This window comes from Kribbella qitaiheensis, assembly GCF_014217565.1.
Lineage (GTDB): Bacteria > Actinomycetota > Actinomycetes > Propionibacteriales > Kribbellaceae > Kribbella > Kribbella qitaiheensis_A.
Window position 1 is genome coordinate 734,695 of the sequence record NZ_CP043661.1, and the last position, 19,259, is coordinate 753,953.

The 19,259-nt window shown below is 68.5% G+C and carries 18 protein-coding genes and 1 tRNA gene; 16 read left to right on the top strand and 3 right to left on the bottom strand.

What is annotated here, in order from left to right:
• Window positions 1-18: 18 nt before the first annotated feature.
• The 8 genes from F1D05_RS03145 to F1D05_RS03180 all read left to right on the top strand — a co-directional run bounded on the left by F1D05_RS03145 (window position 19) and on the right by F1D05_RS03180 (window position 6,489).
• A complete protein-coding gene (locus tag F1D05_RS03145) occupies window positions 19-873 on the top strand; it encodes a bifunctional 5,10-methylenetetrahydrofolate dehydrogenase/5,10-methenyltetrahydrofolate cyclohydrolase (protein WP_185445917.1) in 855 nt (284 codons plus the stop codon).
• Window positions 874-960: 87 nt separating this feature from the next.
• The gene (gene aroH, locus F1D05_RS03150) at window positions 961-1,329 is read left to right on the top strand and encodes a chorismate mutase (RefSeq protein ID WP_185445918.1); all 369 of its coding nucleotides are present in this window, start codon (window positions 961-963) and stop codon (window positions 1,327-1,329) included.
• Window positions 1,326-2,396, top strand: coding sequence for a prephenate dehydrogenase (locus F1D05_RS03155; protein WP_185445919.1), 1,071 nt, complete (start codon window positions 1,326-1,328; stop codon window positions 2,394-2,396). The genes aroH and F1D05_RS03155 overlap by 4 nt, the downstream gene beginning before the upstream one ends.
• 9 nt (window positions 2,397-2,405) lie before the next feature.
• The gene (gene cmk, locus F1D05_RS03160; protein WP_185445920.1) at window positions 2,406-3,095 is read left to right on the top strand and encodes a (d)CMP kinase; all 690 of its coding nucleotides are present in this window, start codon (window positions 2,406-2,408) and stop codon (window positions 3,093-3,095) included.
• Window positions 3,092-3,820 (top strand): lysophospholipid acyltransferase family protein, encoded by a 729-nt coding sequence (locus F1D05_RS03165; protein ID WP_185445921.1) that lies wholly within the window; start codon window positions 3,092-3,094, stop codon window positions 3,818-3,820. The genes cmk and F1D05_RS03165 overlap by 4 nt, the downstream gene beginning before the upstream one ends.
• A complete protein-coding gene (gene der, locus F1D05_RS03170) occupies window positions 3,813-5,195 on the top strand; it encodes a ribosome biogenesis GTPase Der (protein ID WP_185445922.1) in 1,383 nt (460 codons plus the stop codon). Before F1D05_RS03165 ends, der begins: the two co-directional genes overlap by 8 nt.
• Before the next feature lie 154 nt (window positions 5,196-5,349).
• Window positions 5,350-5,422, top strand: a tRNA-Pro gene (locus tag F1D05_RS03175).
• A 110-nt stretch (window positions 5,423-5,532) separates the two neighbouring features.
• Complete coding sequence (locus F1D05_RS03180) at window positions 5,533-6,489, top strand: S1C family serine protease (protein ID WP_246486387.1); 957 nt, start codon at window positions 5,533-5,535, stop codon at window positions 6,487-6,489.
• A 22-nt stretch (window positions 6,490-6,511) separates the two neighbouring features.
• Here the strand turns inward: F1D05_RS03180 and F1D05_RS03185 are convergent, their stop codons facing one another.
• On the bottom strand, window positions 6,512-6,964 hold the full coding sequence (locus tag F1D05_RS03185) for a GNAT family N-acetyltransferase (protein WP_185445923.1): 453 nt from the start codon (window positions 6,962-6,964) through the stop codon (window positions 6,512-6,514).
• A gap of 534 nt (window positions 6,965-7,498) precedes the next feature.
• Here F1D05_RS03185 and F1D05_RS03190 point away from each other — a divergent pair.
• A complete protein-coding gene (locus tag F1D05_RS03190; RefSeq protein WP_185445924.1) occupies window positions 7,499-8,614 on the top strand; it encodes a glycoside hydrolase in 1,116 nt (371 codons plus the stop codon).
• A gap of 90 nt (window positions 8,615-8,704) precedes the next feature.
• Complete coding sequence (locus F1D05_RS03195; protein WP_185445925.1) at window positions 8,705-9,340, top strand: tetratricopeptide repeat protein; 636 nt, start codon at window positions 8,705-8,707, stop codon at window positions 9,338-9,340.
• 146 nt (window positions 9,341-9,486) lie between these two features.
• On the opposite strand, the gene F1D05_RS03200 is transcribed toward F1D05_RS03195, so the two are convergent.
• Both F1D05_RS03200 and F1D05_RS03205 read right to left on the bottom strand, forming a co-directional pair.
• Window positions 9,487-10,146, bottom strand: a complete 660-nt coding sequence (locus F1D05_RS03200; RefSeq protein WP_185445926.1) for an MBL fold metallo-hydrolase — start codon at window positions 10,144-10,146, stop codon at window positions 9,487-9,489.
• A gap of 37 nt (window positions 10,147-10,183) precedes the next feature.
• Entirely contained in the window at window positions 10,184-10,891 is a 708-nt protein-coding gene (locus F1D05_RS03205) for a maleylpyruvate isomerase family mycothiol-dependent enzyme (protein WP_185445927.1), read from the bottom strand.
• A 180-nt stretch (window positions 10,892-11,071) separates the two neighbouring features.
• Between F1D05_RS03205 and uvrA the strand changes: the two genes are divergently transcribed.
• The 6 genes from uvrA to F1D05_RS39655 all read left to right on the top strand — a co-directional run bounded on the left by uvrA (window position 11,072) and on the right by F1D05_RS39655 (window position 18,137).
• The gene (gene uvrA / locus F1D05_RS03210) at window positions 11,072-15,139 is read left to right on the top strand and encodes an excinuclease ABC subunit UvrA (RefSeq protein WP_343066568.1); all 4,068 of its coding nucleotides are present in this window, start codon (window positions 11,072-11,074) and stop codon (window positions 15,137-15,139) included.
• A 96-nt stretch (window positions 15,140-15,235) separates the two neighbouring features.
• The gene (locus F1D05_RS03220) at window positions 15,236-15,589 is read left to right on the top strand and encodes a hypothetical protein (protein ID WP_185445928.1); all 354 of its coding nucleotides are present in this window, start codon (window positions 15,236-15,238) and stop codon (window positions 15,587-15,589) included.
• A gap of 115 nt (window positions 15,590-15,704) precedes the next feature.
• Window positions 15,705-16,025, top strand: a complete 321-nt coding sequence (locus F1D05_RS03225) for a hypothetical protein (protein ID WP_185445929.1) — start codon at window positions 15,705-15,707, stop codon at window positions 16,023-16,025.
• 17 nt (window positions 16,026-16,042) lie between these two features.
• Window positions 16,043-16,351 carry a hypothetical protein gene (locus tag F1D05_RS03230; RefSeq protein WP_185445930.1) on the top strand — a complete coding sequence of 103 codons (309 nt, stop codon included), beginning with the start codon at window positions 16,043-16,045 and terminating at the stop codon, window positions 16,349-16,351.
• 178 nt (window positions 16,352-16,529) lie between these two features.
• Complete coding sequence (locus F1D05_RS03235) at window positions 16,530-16,946, top strand: DUF6507 family protein (protein WP_185445931.1); 417 nt, start codon at window positions 16,530-16,532, stop codon at window positions 16,944-16,946.
• A 15-nt stretch (window positions 16,947-16,961) separates the two neighbouring features.
• Window positions 16,962-18,137, top strand: coding sequence for a hypothetical protein (locus tag F1D05_RS39655; RefSeq protein WP_246486389.1), 1,176 nt, complete (start codon window positions 16,962-16,964; stop codon window positions 18,135-18,137).
• Window positions 18,138-19,259: the final 1,122 nt, after the last annotated feature.

Here is a 19,259-nt window from a genome sequence, read left to right on the forward strand (position 1 = left end):
CGCCCGAAGGAGCGCGCCATGACCTCGACCGAAACCACTGCCCGCCTGATGATCGGCACCAACCTTGCCGCCGAGATGGTGGCGAAGGCGGCTGAGCGGGCCAAGAAGCTGCAGGACGAAACCGGTGTCCAGCCGTGTCTGGCGGCCGTGCTGGTGGGGGATGACCCGGCCTCCGCGACCTACGTCCGGATGAAGCAGAACCGCAGCAAGAAGGCCGGGATCGCGTCGCGGAGCGTAATACTGCCTGCGGAGACCACGACCGAGGAACTCGTCGCGGAGCTGACGAAGCTCTCGAACGATCCCGAGGTGCACGGGATCCTGCTGCAGCACCCGGTGCCGGCGCAGATCGACGAGCGGGCCGCGTTCGAGGCGATCAACCCGGCCAAGGATGTCGACGGCGTCACCATGCACGCGTTCGCGGCGATGGCGTTCGGCGAGCCGGGCTTCCGGTCCTGCACCCCCGGCGGGATCATCCGGCTGCTCGAGGCGTACGACGTACCGCTGGAAGGCGCGCACGCCGTCGTCATCGGCCGCAGCCCGATTCTCGGCAAGCCGGTCGGAATGTTGCTGCTGGCATCGAACGCCACCGTCACCTACACCCACTCGAGAACCCGCGACCTCGCGGACATCGTCCGGACCGCCGACATCGTGGTCGCGGCGGTCGGCAAGGCGAACTTCGTCCGGGGTGACTGGCTGAAGCCCGGCGCGGTGGTGATCGATGCCGGATACAACGAAGGCAACGTCGGTGACGTCCACTTCGAGGAGGCCGCCCAGGTGGCGAGCCTGATCACCCCGGTACCCGGCGGTGTCGGCCCGATGACCATTTCGTTGCTGCTGGAGCAGACCGTCGACGCCGCGGAACGGCTCCGTTAGGGGCAGAATGCGAGACGGACAGGCAGCCGATCCGGGAACTGGCTAGGGTTGGCTGGCTGAGTAAAGGCGAACTAGGAGGCAGGCACTGTGGCGGTACGGGCGATCCGGGGAGCCACCCAGCTCGAGAAGGATGAGCGCGAGCATCTGCTCGAGCGATCCGCGGAGCTGGTCCGGGCGGTGCTGCAGGCGAACGATCTCGAGTCCGAGGATCTGATCAGCATCCTGTTCACGGTCACGCCGGACCTGCATTCGGAGTTTCCCGCGGTGGCCGGCCGGCAGATCGGCCTGACCGACGTACCGCTGATGTGCATGCAGGAGATCGACGTGCCGCACGCGCTGCCGCGAGTGGTCCGGATGATGGTGCACGCGGAGTCGGCGCGGTCGCGGGAGAAGATCCAGCACGTCTACCTGCATGGTGCGGTCAGCCTCCGGCCGGACCTGACGGGTGCCCAGTGACCGAGCTCCGCGGACCGGTCCGGATCGTCGGCACCGGACTGATCGGTACGTCGATCGGCCTCGCGCTCGCACGACTCGGTGTCGTCGTCGAGGTCGTCGACGCCGATCCTGACAACGCGCTGATGGCCGAGCGGATCGGGGCCGGCTCGCGGCTGGTCCAGATCGAGCCGCAGCTGGTCGTCGTCGCCGTGCCGCCCGATCACGTCGGCGCGGTGGTGGCGGAGCAGCTCAAGCAGACCGATGCGATCGTCACCGACGCCGCCAGCGTGAAGTCGAAGCCGCTGGCCGAGGCACGCGCACTCAGCTCGGCCGAGGACCTCACCCGGTACGTCGGCAGCCACCCGATGGCCGGTTCCGAGCGCAACGGCCCGCTGGCCGGCCGTGCGGACCTTTTCGACGGTGCGACCTGGGCGATCACGCCGCACGAGACCAGCTCTCCCGAGGCCGTCGAGCTCGTACGGCGGCTCGCCGAGGCCGCCGGCGCGCGCACTGTCGAGCTGTCCGTCGGAGACCACGACCTCGCGGTGGCCCGCGTCTCCCATCTGCCGCAGCTGATGTCGTCCCTCGCGGCCGGCACCCTGGTCGACGCCCCGGCGGCGCACCTGGAGCTGTCCGGCCAGGGCGTTCGTGACGTCACCCGGATCGCGGCCAGCGACCCCGGCCTGTGGACCCAGATCGTCTCGGCCAACTCGCCGGCCCTGAGCGGCCTGCTGGAAGGGATTCGCGACGAGCTGGACCGGCTACTCATTGCCCTGGGCAAGGAAGAGTCGGCCGAGGAGGTCACCGCAGTACTGAACCGTGGCGTCTCCGGCGCCGTCCGGGTGCCTGGCAAGCACGGCGCACCGCACATCGAGCTCGTTCCGGTGCTCGTCACGATTCCCGACCGGCCCGGTCAGCTGGCCCGGCTGTTCAACGACGCGGCCGCTTCCGGCGCGAACGTCGAGGACCTGCGGATCGACCACAGCCCCGGCCGCCCGGTCGGTGAGGTCGAGCTGGACGTCAAGCCGGACTCGGTCGAGCAGCTGGTCCGGGTACTGACCGAGCGTGGCTGGGCCGTGCACCGGTAACCTCTGGCCATGATCATCGCTGTCGACGGCCCGAGCGGTTCCGGTAAATCGAGCACGGCCCGCGGTGTCGCGACCAGGTTGGGCCTGCAGTACCTCGACACCGGCGCGATGTACCGCGCGGTCACCTGGTCCGTCCTCGAGCACGGGATCGACCCGGCGAACACCGAAACGGCCGCCGCCCGGGCCCGCGATCTGGAGCTGGCGATCTCCACCGATCCGCAGCACCAGACGATCGGCGCCGACGGGACTGACGTCACCGAGGCGATCCGGGACCCGCGGATCAGCGCGGCCGTGAGCAAGGTCGCTGCCACCAATCTGGACATCCGGGCCGAGCTGATCAGCCGGCAGCAGGCGATCATCGCCGCCGCCCAGCCGACCGGCGGGATCGTCGTCGAGGGCCGGGACATCGCCACCGTGGTGGCCCCGGAGGCCGAGCTGAAGGTCGTGCTGATCGCCGACCAGGAGGCCCGGATGGCCCGCCGCAAGGCGGAGCTGGCCGAGGGTGCCGTGTCGGCCGAGCAGCTCCGGGACCAGATCGTCCGCCGCGACGCCGACGACTCGACCGTCGCCCAGTTCCTGGTGGCCTCCGACGGGGCCGTCACCGTCGATTCCACTCATCTTTCGCTGGAGGAGGTCATCGACGTGATCTGCCGGCTGGCGAAGGAGGCCGAGGCCGCCCCTCGCGACCGGGAGTCATGACAGCCGAACTCACCGGCCACCGGGAGCTCCCGCGCACCGATGACCTGGATCCGCTGCCGTACCGGCTGGGCCTGCCGCTGCGCTGGCTGATCGGTCACTACTTCCGTCAACGCTACGACCTGACCGTGCACCGCGAGGACCTGTTCCCGCGCACCGGCCCGGTGCTGGTGGCCCCGAACCACCTGGGTCTCCTGGACGGACCCCTGCTAGGCGCGATCGCACCCCGGATGGTGCACCAGCTCGGCAAGATCGAGGCCTTCACCGGGTTGCAGGGCAAAGTGCTGGTGAGGGTCGGCCAGATCCCGATCGACCGGTCCGCGTACGACGTACTGGCGGTCCGCCGGGCAATCCAGGTCCTGCGCGGGGGCCGGGCACTGACCATCTACCCGGAGGGGGCCCGCGGACCGGGGGACTTCCGGCGGATTCGGACCGGGGTGGCCTACCTGGCCGCCGTGACCGGTACGCCGATCCTGCCGGTGGCCCTGCTCGGAACCAGGCAGCCGGGCGGTGACGTGGACCTGTTTCCGCCTCGGGGTACCAGGCTGGATGTGGTGTATGGCGAACCTTTCACTGTCGAGCGCGTACCATTTCCCAGGAGGCACTCGGACGTACGCGTGATTGCCGACCAGATCGGCGACGTGTTGCGGGCCCATGTGCAGGCGGCCGTCGCAGCCACCGGCAACCCGCTTCCGGGTATGCCAGACCAGAAGGATCCTGATGAGTGACCTGCCCACCCGCTACGAGTTCGCCGCGGAGCCGACCCACGACCGCGAAGACACCGGGCCGCTCCCGGTCGTTGCGATCGTCGGCCGGCCGAACGTCGGCAAGTCGACGCTGGTGAACCGGATCATCGGCCGCCGCGAGGCAGTGGTCGAGGACACTCCGGGCGTCACCCGGGACCGGGTCTCGTACGACGCCAACTGGGCCGGACGCGGCTTCACGCTGGTCGACACCGGCGGCTGGGACCCGGACGCCGTCGGCTTCGCGGCCCTCGTCGCCGCCCAGGCCGAGGTCGCGATCAACCTCGCGGACGCCGTGCTGTTCGTGGTGGACGCGACGGTCGGGATCACGGACTCCGACGAGGCCGTCGTCCGGGTGCTGCGCAAGTCCGGCAAGCCGGTCGTACTGGCCGCGAACAAGGTGGACGACCAGCGCGTCGAGGCCGAGGCGATGAACCTGTGGAGCCTCGGCATCGGTGAGCCGTTCCCGATCTCGGCGATGCACGGCCGCGGTACCGGCGACATGCTGGACGCCGTCCTGGCCGCGCTGCCGGACGCTCCGGCCGAGCGGGACGCCGTGCTCGGCGGGCCGCGCCGGGTCGCGATCGTCGGCAAGCCGAACGTGGGCAAGTCCTCGCTGCTGAACAAGGTCGCCAAGGAGGACCGGGTCGTCGTCAGCGACATCTCCGGTACGACGGTCGACCCGGTCGACGAGCTGATCGTGCTGGGCGGCAAGGACTGGCGCTTCATCGACACCGCCGGCATCCGGCGCAAGGTGAAGAACGTCCAGGGCCACGAGTACTACGCCAGCCTGCGCACCAACGGCGCGATCGAGCGGGCCGAGGTCGTCGTGGTCGTGATCGACGCGTCCGAGCCGATGACCGAGCAGGACCTGCGGATCATGAACACGGTCGAGGAGACCGGCAAGGCGCTGGTGATCGCGTACAACAAGTGGGACCTGGTCGACGAGGACCGGCGCTACTACCTGGAGCGCGAGATCGACCGCGACCTGGTCCAGTTCCGCTGGGCTCCGCGGGTGAACATCTCCGCGATGACCGGCCGGCACATGGAGAAGCTGGTGCCGGCCATCGAGGCGGCGCTGGACGGCTGGCAGACCCGCGTCCCGACCGGCCAGCTGAACGCGTTCCTCGGCCGGCTGGTGGCGGCGCACCCGCACCCGGTCCGGTCCGGCAAGCAGCCGAAGATCCTGTTCGGCACCCAGGCCACCACGATGCCGCCGACCTTCGCGATCTTCACCTCGGGCGCCTTCGAGCCGTCGTACCAGCGCTTCATCGAGCGCCGGCTCCGCGAAGACTTCGGCTTCGTCGGCAGCCCGGTCCATGTCCAGATCCGGCCCCGGGTGAAGAAGCCCAAGAAGTAATCTCGGCCTGTGTAGAGAACGCTGAGATCACCGGACCCGTTGCCCTCAGCAACAATGCGGCAGTCACGGCCTGGTGGTCACCGATCGAACTTGGTAAAAAGCACTCGCTGAATGGGGTAAGGTTTACCCGCTCGCTGCTGCTGGAGTGAGCATTCGGGCTGTGGCCTAGTTGGTAAGGCGCCAGTCTGGGGGACTGGAGATCGCGAGTTCAAGTCTCGCCAGCCCGACACCCGAGCAAGGGGCACCGATTTCGATCGGTGCCCCTTTTCGTTGCTCCTCCCCGTCGTCCCTGGTCCGCTCTTGATTGCGCTGTAATGATGTAATCAGGAGGCGCATCGTGATAGATGACGGCGTAGACGACAGGGCTGACGACGACGTACTGGATGGTTACTCCCGGGTGGTCTCGGGAGTGGCCGAACATCTCATCCCGCGGGTGGCCAGCCTGCGGGTCAAAGGCCGGCGGGGCGACTCGTCCGGATCCGCCGTCGTACTGACCGGCGACGGGCATCTGCTCACCAACGCCCACGTGGTCGGCGACGGCGACAGCGCGACCGCCGAGTTCGCGGACGGTACGACGGCGCAGGCGGCCGTGATCGGCGTGGACCGGTTGTCCGACCTCGCGGTACTGCGGGCCGATCGCGCAATACCCGACCCGCCGGAGTACGGCAACGCGGACGGCCTCAGGGTCGGGAACCTGGTAGTTGCCGTGGGCAACCCGCTGGGGCTGGCCGGCAGCGTGACGGCCGGCGTGGTGAGCGCTCTCGGGCGTTCTCTGCCGGTCCGGTCCGGGACGGCGCAGCGCATCATCGAGGACGTGATCCAGACGGATGCGGCGCTGAACCCGGGCAACTCCGGGGGAGCGCTGGCCGACGGCAAGGGCAGGGTGATCGGCATCAACACGGCGGTCGCGGGAATCGGGCTCGGCCTCGCGGTTCCGATGAACCCAACCTCGCGCCGGATCATCTACGCGCTCCTTCATGACGGCCGGGTCCGCCGCGCCTACCTCGGCCTGGTTACCACGCCCGCACCCCTGCGCCCACAACTCGTCGAGCGCTTCGGTCAACGAACCGCCCTGCGAGTCGTCGAGGTGATCTCTGGCAGCCCCGCCGCCGACGCCGGCCTCTGCGCAGGCGACCTGGTCCTCGCGGTCGACGGCACCCCGCTCCGCGACGCCCAATCCCTCCAACGCCAACTCTTCGCCGAAGCCATCGGCCGCCGCACAGAGATCACCGCCATCCGCAACGGCGCCCTGGTCGACGTCGTCGCCTCACCCGCCGAACTGACAGACCGCTAGTGCCCCGTGTCCTTCCGCGCGGTCAGTTCGGGTAGGGGAGTGGTGCGCGCAGGAGTACGCAGGTGCCAGGCTTGAGGGGAGCGTTAGGGAAGGTGAAGTCGCGGGTGACCTCTTCGAACCTGAACCTCTGGTGGAGGTCGAGGATTGCCCCGTTCGCGAGGTTGGCAAAGTAGTAGATCTCGTCGGCGCGTTCGGCGGTCCAGCGCATCCTGTCGATGGTGAGCAGTTCGCCGATCCCGTAGCGGCGCCACTTCGGCGCGATAATCAATCCGATCAGGTAGTACCCGCTCGGCGCGGTATCGGCCGGCATCCCGGACATGAGCTGATGCCGGATCACGCCGCCGTACCCGACCACGTCATCGCCCGCGCACGCGACCGCGACGTACCGGTCGGGATTCTCGAGATCGGCCAGCAACCGCTCTCTGCGTTCCGCGACGCTGCCGCCTGCCCGCGACACGATCAGCCGCGCGCACACCTCGAGATCTTCAGAGAGCGCTCCCCGCACCGAGATCGCAACTCCCGTGCTCGCTCGCGTCTCATCTGGCCGGTAATCAGCGAAACCTGTCACAAGTTCCACCCTAAACCGACGTGGTCAAAGACTTACCCCGCAGCTACTGTCACTGTTAGCAGTTGCCCCACTCTGAAGACCGCCCCCTTTGGAGGAATGCCATGCGTCGTCGCACTGTCCTCGGCTCACTCGTCGCAGCCCCGTTCGCCGGCGCCGTACTGGCCGAGCCGGCGGCCGCGGATGTGACCACCACGATCGACCCACGGACGGACTGGGGTGCCTGGGAAGGCTGGGGCACCTCGCTGTGCTGGTGGGGCAAGGCGCACGGCAACCGTGACGATCTGGCCGATATCTTCTTCACCCGCAACACCGTTCAGTACCAGGGGCAGGCCCTACCCGGCCTCGGCCTGAACATCGCCCGCTACAACGCCGGCGCCTGCTCGACGAAGCCGATCAACGGTGAGTCGATGGTCCGCTCACCCAACATCGGCGACGCGCCAGATGGACGGCTACTGGCTCGATTGGTCCAGCTCCGACCCGTCGTCGGCCAGCTGGAACTGGTACGTCGACAGCGCGCAGCGCAACCTGATGTGGAAGGCCCGCGACCGCGGCGTGAACCGGATCGAGCTGTTCTCGAACTCCCCGATGTGGTGGATGTGCCAGAACCACAACCCGTCGGGCGCGGCCGGCGGTGGCGACAACCTGCAGACCTGGAATCAGCAGCAGCACGCGGTCTACCTCGCCACCGTCGCCCGCTACGCCCACGACCACTGGGGCGTCGACTTCGCATCGGTCGAGCCTTTCAACGAGCCGGACGGTTCGTGGTGGAAGGCCGACGGCAGTCAGGAAGGCTGCCACTTCGAGTCCTCGACCCAGCGGCCGGTGATCAACTACCTGCGATCCGAGCTGAACGCCCGCGATCTCGGCTGGATGCCGATCGCCGCGTCGGACTCCTGGGGCTACGACTCGGCGCTCTCGACCTGGAACAGCTTCGACAGCACCACTCGCGGCAACGTCGCCCGGATCAACGTGCACGGCTACCAGCAAGGCGGTGGCCGCCGAGACCTCCTGTACGCCGCCGCACAGGCAGCCGGGCGACCGATCTGGAACTCGGAGTACGGCGAGGACGACGCGAGCGGGATGAAGGCAGCGAGCAACCTCAACCTGGATTTCCGCTGGTTGCACCCGAAGGCCTGGGTCTACTGGCAGGTGGTTGGCGGCGGCGGCTGGGGACTGATCCAGGATGTCGGCAACGGGACGACGGGACCGGTCAACACGAAGTACTTCGTACTGGCGCAGTACCTGCGACACATCCGGCCGGGCATGCGGATCATTGACGGCGGCAACGGCAACACCGTCGCGGCGTACGACGCGGCCGCGCGGAAGCTCGTCGTCGTCGCGACCAACTACGGCACCGGGCAGTGGCTGAACTTCGACCTCTCGAAGTTCGGTCATCCCTCGACGGACGGAGCCGCGGTGGCGAGGTGGGCGACCGTCACCGGCGGCACCGAGCGATATCAGGCGCATGCGGACACGATTGTCAGCGGCAACCGCTTCTGGTCCTGGTTCGAGCCGAACACGATCCAGACCTTCGAGGTAAAGGACGTATCAATTTGATCGCGCGATCGCGTTGCGTACCGGCTCGGTGATCCGGACACCGACCTAGGATCGCCGCGACGGGGCCGAGCGGATCACGAAGGAGGCAGAGTGGACGACCGGGTCGTGCGGGCGCGCGAACTGTACGAGCAGGCCATTTTTGCCGGGACCGAAGGCGTTCTCGCCAAGGCCGATGCCGAGCTCGACGCCGTCGAGGCGGATCTGGCACTGGCCCGCGGGCGGGTGTTGCACGGGCGATTCGTTGCCTGCGACAAGGAAGATCCGGCCGAGCTGCCTTTGTTTCAGCGATCCGCCGAGCTCTATCGCAAGCTGGGAGACCAGCGCGGCGAGGCCGAGGCCCTCTTCTGGATCGGCTGCTTCTACCAAGTGGTGTGGAAGGACGACGACGGTGCCGTCGACGCGCTGACCCGATCAGCCGACCTGGCCCGCGAATCCGGTGACAAGCTGACCCTCTCGTACGCGCTCCGCCACCTCGGCATCGCCGCGCATCAGGCCGGCCAACTCGATGCCGCCCGGAGCCAGCTCGAAGAGTCGACCGCCCTCCGCCGCGAGCTCAACTTCCTCCCAGGCGTGGCCGCGAACCTGGTCGGCCTCACCTACATAGCCGCCGCCCAAGGCCGCACTGCCGACGCCCAAACCCACGCCGAGGAAGCCACCACCCTCGCCAAAACCGACGGCGCGACAAAAATCCTCACCCAAATCACCGAAGCCCGCAGTCACCTCTAGCCCATGCCGGCTGGGCACGCGAAGTACGAGAACCCACGCCGGGCCGGGCCCCGCAGGACGGGCTGCCGGGCCGGGCCCCGCAGGACGGGCTGCCGGGCCGGGCCCCGCAGGACGGGCTGCCGGGCCGGCGGTCGTGAGCTGCGGACTTACCAGCCGCGTCCGCGCCACTCGGGGAGGCTCGGGCGTTCGGTGCCGAGGGTGGTGTCGGCGCCGTGGCCGGGGTAGACCCAGGTCTCGTCCGGGAGCCGGTCGAAGAGCTTGGTCTCGACGTCGTTGATGAGTGACTCGAAGTTCTTCTTGTCGCCACGGGTGTTGCCGACGCCGCCCGGGAACAGCGAGTCGCCGGTGAACAGGTGCGGCGCGCCGGTCGGGTCGTCGTACAGCAGCGCGATCGAGCCCGGGGTGTGCCCGGCGAGGTGGATCACCTCGAGACCGAGCCGGCCGACCTTGATCCGGTCACCGTCGCCGACCGTCTCATCGGTCTGCACCGGGATGCCCTCGGCGTCCTCCCGGCCCGCGACCGTGGTCGCACCGGTCTTGGCGACCACCTGGGCCAGCGCCTGCCAGTGGTCACCGTGCTGGTGCGTGGTGATGACCCGGGTGATGCCGCCGGAGCCGATCACCGTCAGCAGCGTGTCGGCGTCGTTGGCCGCGTCGATCAGGACCTGCTCGTCGGTCTGCCGGCAGCGCAGCAGGTACGCGTTGTTGTTCATCGGACCCACGGCGACCTTGGAGATCATCAGCTGGGCCAGCTCGTGCGTCTGCACCGGCCCGCCGACGTGGACGTTGCCGTGATACTCCGTCATGCGTTCTCCCATGTCGCTAGCCCGTTCAGTCCTGCCGTCAGCCCCACGCCGGTACGCCGGGAAGCGCGCCGTCCGCCGAGAGCGTGCTCCCGTCGTCGCGACCAAGCACCCAGCTCAGCAGGGCCGCGCTGCCGCCAGTGACGATCCTTGCACCAGCCGGACGCGCAGGCGACGTCCACTCGCTGTCGGAGCTCCGCAGCACGACCGGTATGTCGTCCGGCCACCGCGTGGTCACGTAGGTGAGCAGCACCTCGCGCAGCTCGGCCGGCACGTCGTCGAAGGAGTACCCGATCCCCAGATCGACGTGGTGGACCTCTACCTCGTTCAGGCGCGCCACCACGATCTGGTCCGCAGTACGGACGACTCCGCTCGGCCAGGAGATCTCTGTGAGCCACGCCACTTCGGGCAGGTCCTCGAACCGCTCCCGTAGCCGGGCCTCCGCCGCCACGACATCCTCCACCTGCACTGCGAGGGGCCGCGCGGCCCCAGCGGCGATGTCGTCCTCACGGGCTTCCACGGATGCGTACATTGGTTTGCGGATCCCCGTCAGGGCCCAGTCGCACAAGTTCACCAGCGCGTCGGCGTTCCGGGCGAGGTGGGTCAGCACGTGGCCCACCGTCCAGCCGGGCAGTAGCGACGGCCGGCTCACGTCGGCGTCCGTCAGCCGGGCGAGAGCGTCCAGCAGGCGCCGATCGGCGGAAGGTAACTCCGCCAGCAGGCGGCTCGTTTGCTCGGAGGGAACCATGGGCTGAGAGTATCGAATATGCTTTCGAAAGAGGTCGTGGATCCGGTCCGGATCGCTGATGGAAGTTTTTGTCGGTGGGCCTCGTTAGCATGACCGGGCATGCCCCAGGTGTCGGTTCCGGAAGCCTCCGCGAGGCGTCCGGCCGCCCAGAAACCCTCGAGAACCGCTGAGAGTGAGCTTGTGTCTGACCGTCTGATCGTGCGTGGAGCGCGTGAGCACAACCTGAAAGACGTCTCGCTCGATCTGCCGCGCGACGCCATGATCGTCTTCACCGGGCTGTCCGGGTCCGGCAAGTCCAGCCTGGCCTTCGACACCATCTTCGCCGAGGGCCAGCGGCGCTACGTGGAGTCGCTGTCGGCGTACGCACGGCAGTTCCTCGGGCAGATGGACAAACCGGACGTCGACTTCATCGAGGGCCTGTCGCCGGCCGTCTCGATCGACCAGAAGTCCACCTCGAAGAACCCGCGCTCCACCGTCGGCACGATCACCGAGGTGTACGACTACCTCCGGCTGCTGTTCGCCCGCGCGGGCCGGCCGCACTGCCCGGAGTGTGGCGAGCCGATCGCCAAGCAGACCCCGCAGCAGATCGTCGACCGGGTGCTGGACCTGGACGAGGGCACCCGGTTCCAGGTGCTCGCGCCGGTGGTCCGCGGCCGCAAGGGGGAGTATCTGGACCTCTTCCGGCAGCTGACCGGCCAGGGCTTCAGCCGGGCCCGGGTGGACGGCGAGACGATCCAGCTGACCGACCCGCCGAAGCTGGACAAGCAGAAGAAGCACACCATCGACGTCGTGATCGACCGGCTCGCGGTGAAGGGCTCCGCGAAGCAGCGGCTGACCGACTCGGTCGAGACGGCGCTCGGGTTGTCCAGCGGCATCGTCACGCTCGACTTCGTCGACCTGCCCGAGAACGACCCGCATCGCGAGCGCCGGTTCTCCGAGAAGCTCGCCTGCCCGAACGACCACCCGCTCGCGATCGACGAGCTGGAGCCGCGGTCGTTCTCGTTCAACTCGCCGTACGGCGCCTGCCCGGTCTGCTCGGGTCTCGGCACCCGGATGGAGGTGGACCCGGAGCTGCTCGTCCCGGACCCGTCGAAGTCCCTCGACGAGGGCGCGATCCAGCCCTGGGCCGGCGCCAACGTCTCGCAGTACTTCGAACGGCTGCTCGGCGCGCTGGCCAAGGACCTCAAGATCAAGACCAGTACGCCGTTCGCGGAGCTGCCGGCGAAGGCGAAGAAGTCGCTGCTGACCGGGCACGACCAGCAGGTCCACGTCTCGTACAAGAACCGCTACGGCCGCGAACGCTCGTACTACACGACCTTCGAAGGCGTCATCCCGTACGTCGAGCGCCGGCACGCCGAGGCGTCCAGCGACACCAGCCGGGACCGCTTCGAGGGGTACATGCGCGAGGTCCCGTGCCTGGCCTGCAACGGCGCCCGGCTGAAGCCGATCTCGCTCGCGGTCACGATGGGCGGCAAGAACATCGCCGAGATCGGCGCGATGTCGATCGACGAGGTGCACGCCTTCCTCGCCGACATGGAGCTCTCGCCGCGGGAGAAGCAGATCGCGGAGCGGGTGGTCAAGGAGATCGGCGAGCGGCTGCAGTTCCTGCTCGACGTCGGCCTCGACTACCTGGCGCTGAACCGCCCGGCCGGATCGCTGTCCGGCGGCGAGGCGCAGCGGATCCGGCTCGCGACGCAGATCGGCTCCGGCCTGGTCGGCGTGCTGTACGTGCTGGACGAGCCGTCGATCGGTCTGCACCAGCGGGACAACCGGCGGCTGATCGACACCCTGGTCCGGCTGAAGGACCTGGGCAACACGCTGATCGTGGTCGAGCACGACGAGGACACCATCGACCACGCCGACTGGGTGGTCGACATCGGTCCGGGCGCGGGCGAGCACGGCGGCCAGGTGGTCGTCTCCGGCACGGTCGAGGATCTGCGCAACCACCCGGACTCGATCACCGGCGCGTACATCTCCGGCCGCAGGGAGATCCCGATCCCGGCGGTCCGGCGGCCGCTCACCGAGGGCCGCGAGCTCACCGTGTACGGCGCCCGTGAGCACAACCTGCAGGACATCGACGTGACGATCCCGCTCGGGGTCTTCGTCGCGGTCACCGGTGTCTCGGGGTCGGGCAAGTCCACGCTGGTGAACGACATCCTCTACACGTCGCTGGCGCGCCAGATCTACGGCGCCCGGACCATCCCCGGCCGGCACACCAAGATCTCCGGGATGGAGCACGTCGACAAGGTCATCCACGTCGACCAGTCGCCGATCGGCCGGACCCCGCGCTCCAACCCCGCGACGTACACGGGGGTGTGGGACCACGTCCGCAAGCTGTTCGCGGAGACGCCGGAGGCGAAGGTCCGGGGCTACCAGCAGGGCCGGTTCTCGTTCAACGTCAAGGGCGGCCGCTGCGAGGCCTGCTCCGGTGACGGCACGCTGAAGATCGAGATGAACTTCCTGCCGGACGTCTACGTGCCCTGCGAGGTCTGCCACGGCGCGCGGTACAACCGGGAGACGCTCGAGGTCCACTACAAGAGCAAGACGGTCGCGGACATCCTGGACATGCCGATCGAGGAGGCCGCCGAGTTCTTCGCGGCGATCCCGGCGATCGCCCGGCACCTGACCACGCTGAACGAGGTCGGCCTCGGCTACGTGCGGCTCGGTCAGCCGGCGCCGACGCTGTCCGGCGGTGAGGCGCAGCGGGTGAAGCTGGCGTCCGAGCTGCAGAAGCGGTCCACCGGCCGGACGGTGTACGTGCTGGACGAGCCGACCACCGGTCTGCACTTCGAGGACATCCGCAAGCTGCTCGGCGTGCTGGGCAGCCTGGTGGACAAGGGAAACTCGGTGCTGGTGATCGAGCACAACCTCGACGTGATCAAGACCGCCGACTGGATCGTCGACCTCGGACCGGACGGCGGCCGTCGCGGTGGCACCTTGGTCGCCGAAGGTACTCCGGAGGAGGTCGCGACCAACCCGGCGTCGTACACGGGCGAGTTCCTGGCCGAGATCCTGCAAGGGCCGGGCCGCAAAGCCCAGCGCGAAGCAGGCGATCACCTCGGCCATGAAGGTGCCGGTGAAGAAGTCGGCGGCGAAAAGGTCAGCAGCGGCGGCGGTCAAGAAGGCGGCCGCCAAGAAGACGGATGCCAAGAAGACCGCTGCGGCGAACAGCACTGCGGCGAAGAGCACTGTCGCGAAGACGGCGGCCAAGAAGGCACCCGCCAAGAAGGTCGCGGCAAGGCGGGCCGCCGGATAGACCTCGACTGGCTCGAAGAGTCCTGGCAGCGGTCAGGAGCACCCGGTACGGCCGTGGCGCTCCTGACCGGCGGTCGGCTGCGAACCGAGCTCTATCTCGGCACGGCTGCCACCGGGCGACGGTTGACCTCGGCAACGACTTTCGACAGCGCGTCGCTGACCAAGCCGTTGTTCGCCTGGTACGTGCTCGAACTGGCGGCCGCGGACGAGCTGGACCTGTACGCACCGATCACGATCGACTACGCCACGATCGGCGCGGCACCCGACCCTCGCCTCGGACGGATCACTCCGGCCATGGTCATCTCGCACCAGACCGGCCTGCCGAACTGGCGACCCGACGGCGAGCAGCTCCGACTGGTGGCGACGCCGGGGGAGCAGGTCGTGTACTCCGGCGAGGGCTTCCAGCTTCTCCTGAAAGCGCTCCAGAACACGCGCGGCCCGGACACGGTCGCTGCGGAACTGCGGGATCTCCTGGATCGGTTCTCGATGACCAGCAGTTCGTTCCTCGATCCGCCGGCGGGGTCAGGGCGGCTCGAGGACGGCTCCGGGCAGCTCGCTGATCCCGATGGTGCTGGGCCTGGTCATCTCCGTGTCGCCGCGCCCGCGGTAGGTCACGATGCCTCCGGCCAGGGGTTCGTCAGGCAACCGCGCGACCGGATCGGCGCCTACGGCACGCTCGACGTCACCCTTCCCGACTACGCCCGCTTCCTGGAATCCGCTTTCTGGGGCTGGGATTCGGTCTCCGCCCGCGCGATCCGCGCTCGCCTGACCGGCCCGTACGGCGTACCGAACGGCGGCCGGACGCTCGGCTGGGGATGCTGGTCGCGAGCAGACGGGACGATCGTGCTCCACCAGAACGGCGACAACCCGGGCTTCAAGCATCTGGCCGTGGTGGCTCCCGCGACCGGGGAGGCAATAGTTGCCTTGACCAACGGTGAGGGCGGAGTGGCGCTCACCGACGAACTGGCCGCGAGATTCCGTAGTACGAGCTGACCAACGGCCCACCTTCCGGCACACACCGCAGGGGGTGGGCAGCGGCGAACCCCCGAGCGTTTAGATTAGGCGCGTTGTTCGTCTCGGAGTGAAGGGGTGCATGTGGCGCGCCAGTACGACACCCAGCTGATCGAGTCGGTGGCGGTCCGCCGGCGACGGCTGCGGGAGGCCTGGCTGTTCGGCTCGGCGCGATCGCGCAACACCCTCGACGAGGGTGTGACGAAGCTGTTCGCCAGCGCGGCGATCGCGGCCGTGGTCTGCGCGGGCTGCGTCGGCTACTCCTTCATCCAGGGCCAACGGGGCAAGGGCTCCGGCGGCCCGGTCGCTCCGAGTACGGGCGTCTCCGGCCCGGTCACGCCCGGTACGCCGCTGCCCAGCGGTGCGCCGTCCGGCACCCAGTCCGGTCGTCCGGCGGACACGCCGAGCGCACCTGTTTCCAAGACTTCCTGACCTTGAAACAAAGGGAACCGGGGGCGACCCCGGCCGCGTCTATCGTGGGGCAGGTCGAGAGCAGACACCAAAAATCTTCGGAGGGACAGCTGCTGTGAGTGGCAACCGTTGGAGCATGGGCAAGGACACTCTGAGCACCCTGGCCAAGAAGACCGGCACGGGTACGCAGGACCTCGGCGGCCTGGTCAAGCAGCTCGCCGCGGCAGCGGAGCCGCTGGAGGGCAAGCTGCAGGGTGGCGGCAAGGACGCGTTCATGGCCTTCAAGGGCCGGGTCGACAAGATCGCCGCGGACCTGAACGCCGGCATGTCCGCGATCGCCCAGGGACAGACGGGGATGGACAAGGCCGTCCGCACGGCCGAGACCGACATGACCCAGGCCGCCAAGAAGTCAGAAGGCGCGGCGAACTTCGACGCCGCCAAATTCGGCAATCGCTGAGACGGGGAGTAGCTGATATGTCAGGTCGTACCGGATTCGACAGCACCGCCAGCGGTGAGACCCAGGGCAAGATCACGAAGTTGTCCGCTCAGATCGAGACGCTGCTGTCGCAGCACAAGGCGAACGTCAAGGCCATGCGCGCCGACGCCACCATGACCAAGGTGATGGACGACTACGACGCGGTCGAGGCGAAGTTCGACAAGGCCGCCGCCGAGGTGCATACCATCATCAAGTCGCTGTCCGACACTCTGAAGCAGTACGACGGCATCGGCGAGACCGCGCACAGCGCCGCCTCCACCGCAGTACGAGGTATGACCGGCGGCTGATCCGCCGCCAGTTCCGGGACCGGACGACCAGCGCGCCTGGCGCGCTGGTCCTGTTCCGTGCCGCCCCGGCGCTTCCCACTGGGAAGGCCGGCGCCGGCGGAAGCAGGCCGACCTTGCCGGCGGCCGCAGATCACCCACATCGTTGAGCCCGGTTCGCGCGGGCGTCGAGAGGTCGAGAATGGTCAAGTGGAGCATCGAGGGCGTCGCCGCGATGGGCAGTCTGAAGGACGTCCAGACCCGTGCGCGTGACTTCGAGGGCATCGGGGAAACGCTGGGTACGTCCTTGCAGGACGCCGCTACCAAGTCCTCGATGAACGGCAAGGGTGGCGTGATCGCGCAGGCGATCAGCGAGTTCGCCGACAAGTGGAAGAACTCGCTGCCCGGCATGGTCAAGCGCACCGGTGACGTGCTGCAGGGAACGGCGAACGCCGTCACCGCGCTCGAGAACGGGCAGACGGAGATGGCCCGGGCCGCCCAGCGCGGCATCCAGCTCGCCGAGGGTGTCGACCCGCGCGCCATCATCAACTCCGCTGCCGCGGCCGCCGCTGCCGAAGCCAAAGCCGCAGAGCCCAAGCCGCCGCACAACGTGGTCTGAGACGGGAGCCGACAGATGATCAAGGTCGAAGGTATCCCGAGCTTCCAGGGCAACTTGCAAGGCGTGATCGACGCCGCCGGCAAAATGGTGACCGTCGGCAACCAGATCGTCGGGATCGCGGAGGATCTCGAGTCCAAGTTCCGCAACGGCATGAACGCGCACTACATCGACGGTCCCGAGAAGCACCTGCTGGTGGACGCGATGCTGCCGGTGAAGAACGAGGGCAAGCTGTTCGGCCCCGAGCTCGGCAAGGTCGCGGCCGCACTGAAGGTGTTCGTCGACGAGGTCCGCGGCAACGTCGACAAGCTGAACGGCGTGAAGGGCCGGGCCGAGGCGTGGAAGCGCAAGGTCGGCGACACGCCCGAGGACGAGATCGACGACAACGAGGACTGGGTCAAGGAAGAGAACCAGCTCCACAAGGACATCTCGGACTCGATGCAAGCCATCACCGAGGCCGAGAACCGCTGCGCGAACAAGATCGCGGCCCTGTACGGCGGCCGCAAGTGGGACGAGAAGAGCGGTCACCGCGACGGCGACCCCGAACCGCCGGCGTCCGACGAGGAGAAAGAGCCGCCGTGGGGTAAGCCGCTGGAGTACGACGCGCCTTGGTACGAGGACGTCGGCAACTTCGCGCTCGGTGTCCTGAAGGGTGTCTTCGTCGACGGCATCCTCGGCACCCTGGACGCGCTGACCACGCTGATCCCGATCCAGCCGCTGCTGAAGTCGATGGGTGTGAACAGCATCTTCGGCCACGAACTGCAGGGCTGGAAGGAGTGCGGGCAGGCGTGGAAGGGCGTCGGTCTGACGCTCGCTTCCGCTGCCATGTACGCCGTTCCCGGCGCGGGCCGCGTTCATGCACACGGTCTTCCCGGAGACCGCGGCGTACCTGGACAATGTCGGAATCACCGTGCTGAAGGGCATGGTCGCGTGGGACATGTGGGGCGAGGACCCGGGCCGCGCGCTCGGCCAGGTCGGCTTCAACGTGATCACGACGGTCGGTACAGGTGGTGCCGGCGGTGCTGTGCGCGCCACGGCGATGGCCGGCAAGTACGGCGCGGTCGCGGCGAAGGTTGCCAAGGGCGCCGAACTGGCCGTGAACGTCACCGGCAAGTTCGTTCGGCCCGGCCAGGCAGCAATGGACCTTGCGCTCAAACTGCCAAAGGTCAGCGACCTGGTCATCAAGGTCGGTAACGCCCCGGTGATCGGCAATCTCGCCAAGCTCGGCGGCCTGGACATCCCGAAGGTCGGCAAGGGCATCGACCTCCCCACCGCCCACGTAGGCGCCGACGCCCCCAACATCCCGAACCACACCCCCGTCTCAGTAGGCGGCGGCGACCACACCCCCAGTACGTCGACCACATCCCACGCGGATGCTCCGTCGACACCAAGCCACACAGACACCGGCGGCGGCAACCACACCCCATCCTCCCCAGGCGACTCCACCCCGGCTTCGCACTCGGACACTCCGGCCTCGCACTCCGACACCCCGGCCTCGCACTCGGACACCCCGGCTACGCACTCCGACACTCCGGCCTCGCACTCGGATACTCCGGCTACGCACTCCGACACTCCGGCCTCGCACTCCGACACTCCGGCTACGCACTCCGACAACCCCGCCCCGCACAGCGACACCCCGGCCTCGCACAGCGATGCACCGACGCAGCCGCACGACTCCACCACTCCAAGCCACGCAGACGGGCAAACAACCCCAACGCATTCGCCGGACGGCCCGACCACGCACAGCCCGGATAGTCCGACCACGCATTCGCCGGACGGCCCGACGACGCACAGCCCGGATAGTCCGACCACGCATTCGCCGGACGGCCCGACGACGCACAGCCCGGATAGTCCGACCACGCATTCGCCGGACGGCCCGACGACGCACAGCCCGGATAGTCCGACCACGCATTCGCCGGACGGCCCGACGACGCACAGCCCGGACAGCCCGACCACGCATTCGCCGGACGGCCCGACGACGCACAGCCCGGACAGCCCGACCACGCATTCGCCGGACAGCCCGACGACCCATACGCCGGCTCATCATGATCCGGCTGGGCATCAGCCTGGTCAGGTGGAGCCGCGGTTGCATCCGGATGGTCCGCCCGCTCCGCACGATCCGAACAGGATTCACGACCGTCTCAACCCGGACAGCCCGTCGCGTCCACACGAGCCGAGCACCATCGACTCGCGGCTGCACCCCGACGGCCCGCCCGCGCCGCACGACCCGAACCGGATCGGCGACCGCCTGAACCCGGACAGCCCGTCGCGTCCGCACGACCCGGACACGATGACGCGCACCCCGGACGCCCCCGC

Bases quoted from the DNA above. Each gene is read 5' to 3' on its own strand.
- F1D05_RS03235 (WP_185445931.1), top strand. From the start codon at position 16,530: ATGGTCAAGTGGAGCATCGAGGGCGTCGCCGCGATGGGCAGTCTGAAG.
- F1D05_RS03190 (WP_185445924.1), top strand. From the start codon at position 7,499: ATGGACGGCTACTGGCTCGATTGGTCCAGCTCCGACCCGTCGTCGGCC.
- cmk (WP_185445920.1), top strand. From the start codon at position 2,406: ATGATCATCGCTGTCGACGGCCCGAGCGGTTCCGGTAAATCGAGCACG.
- F1D05_RS03200 (WP_185445926.1), bottom strand. From the start codon at position 10,146: ATGACGGAGTATCACGGCAACGTCCACGTCGGCGGGCCGGTGCAGACG.
- F1D05_RS03230 (WP_185445930.1), top strand. From the start codon at position 16,043: ATGTCAGGTCGTACCGGATTCGACAGCACCGCCAGCGGTGAGACCCAG.
- F1D05_RS03205 (WP_185445927.1), bottom strand. From the start codon at position 10,891: ATGGTTCCCTCCGAGCAAACGAGCCGCCTGCTGGCGGAGTTACCTTCC.
- F1D05_RS03165 (WP_185445921.1), top strand. From the start codon at position 3,092: ATGACAGCCGAACTCACCGGCCACCGGGAGCTCCCGCGCACCGATGAC.
- F1D05_RS03225 (WP_185445929.1), top strand. From the start codon at position 15,705: ATGGGCAAGGACACTCTGAGCACCCTGGCCAAGAAGACCGGCACGGGT.
- F1D05_RS39655 (WP_246486389.1), top strand. From the start codon at position 16,962: ATGATCAAGGTCGAAGGTATCCCGAGCTTCCAGGGCAACTTGCAAGGC.
- der (WP_185445922.1), top strand. From the start codon at position 3,813: ATGAGTGACCTGCCCACCCGCTACGAGTTCGCCGCGGAGCCGACCCAC.
- F1D05_RS03145 (WP_185445917.1), top strand. From the start codon at position 19: ATGACCTCGACCGAAACCACTGCCCGCCTGATGATCGGCACCAACCTT.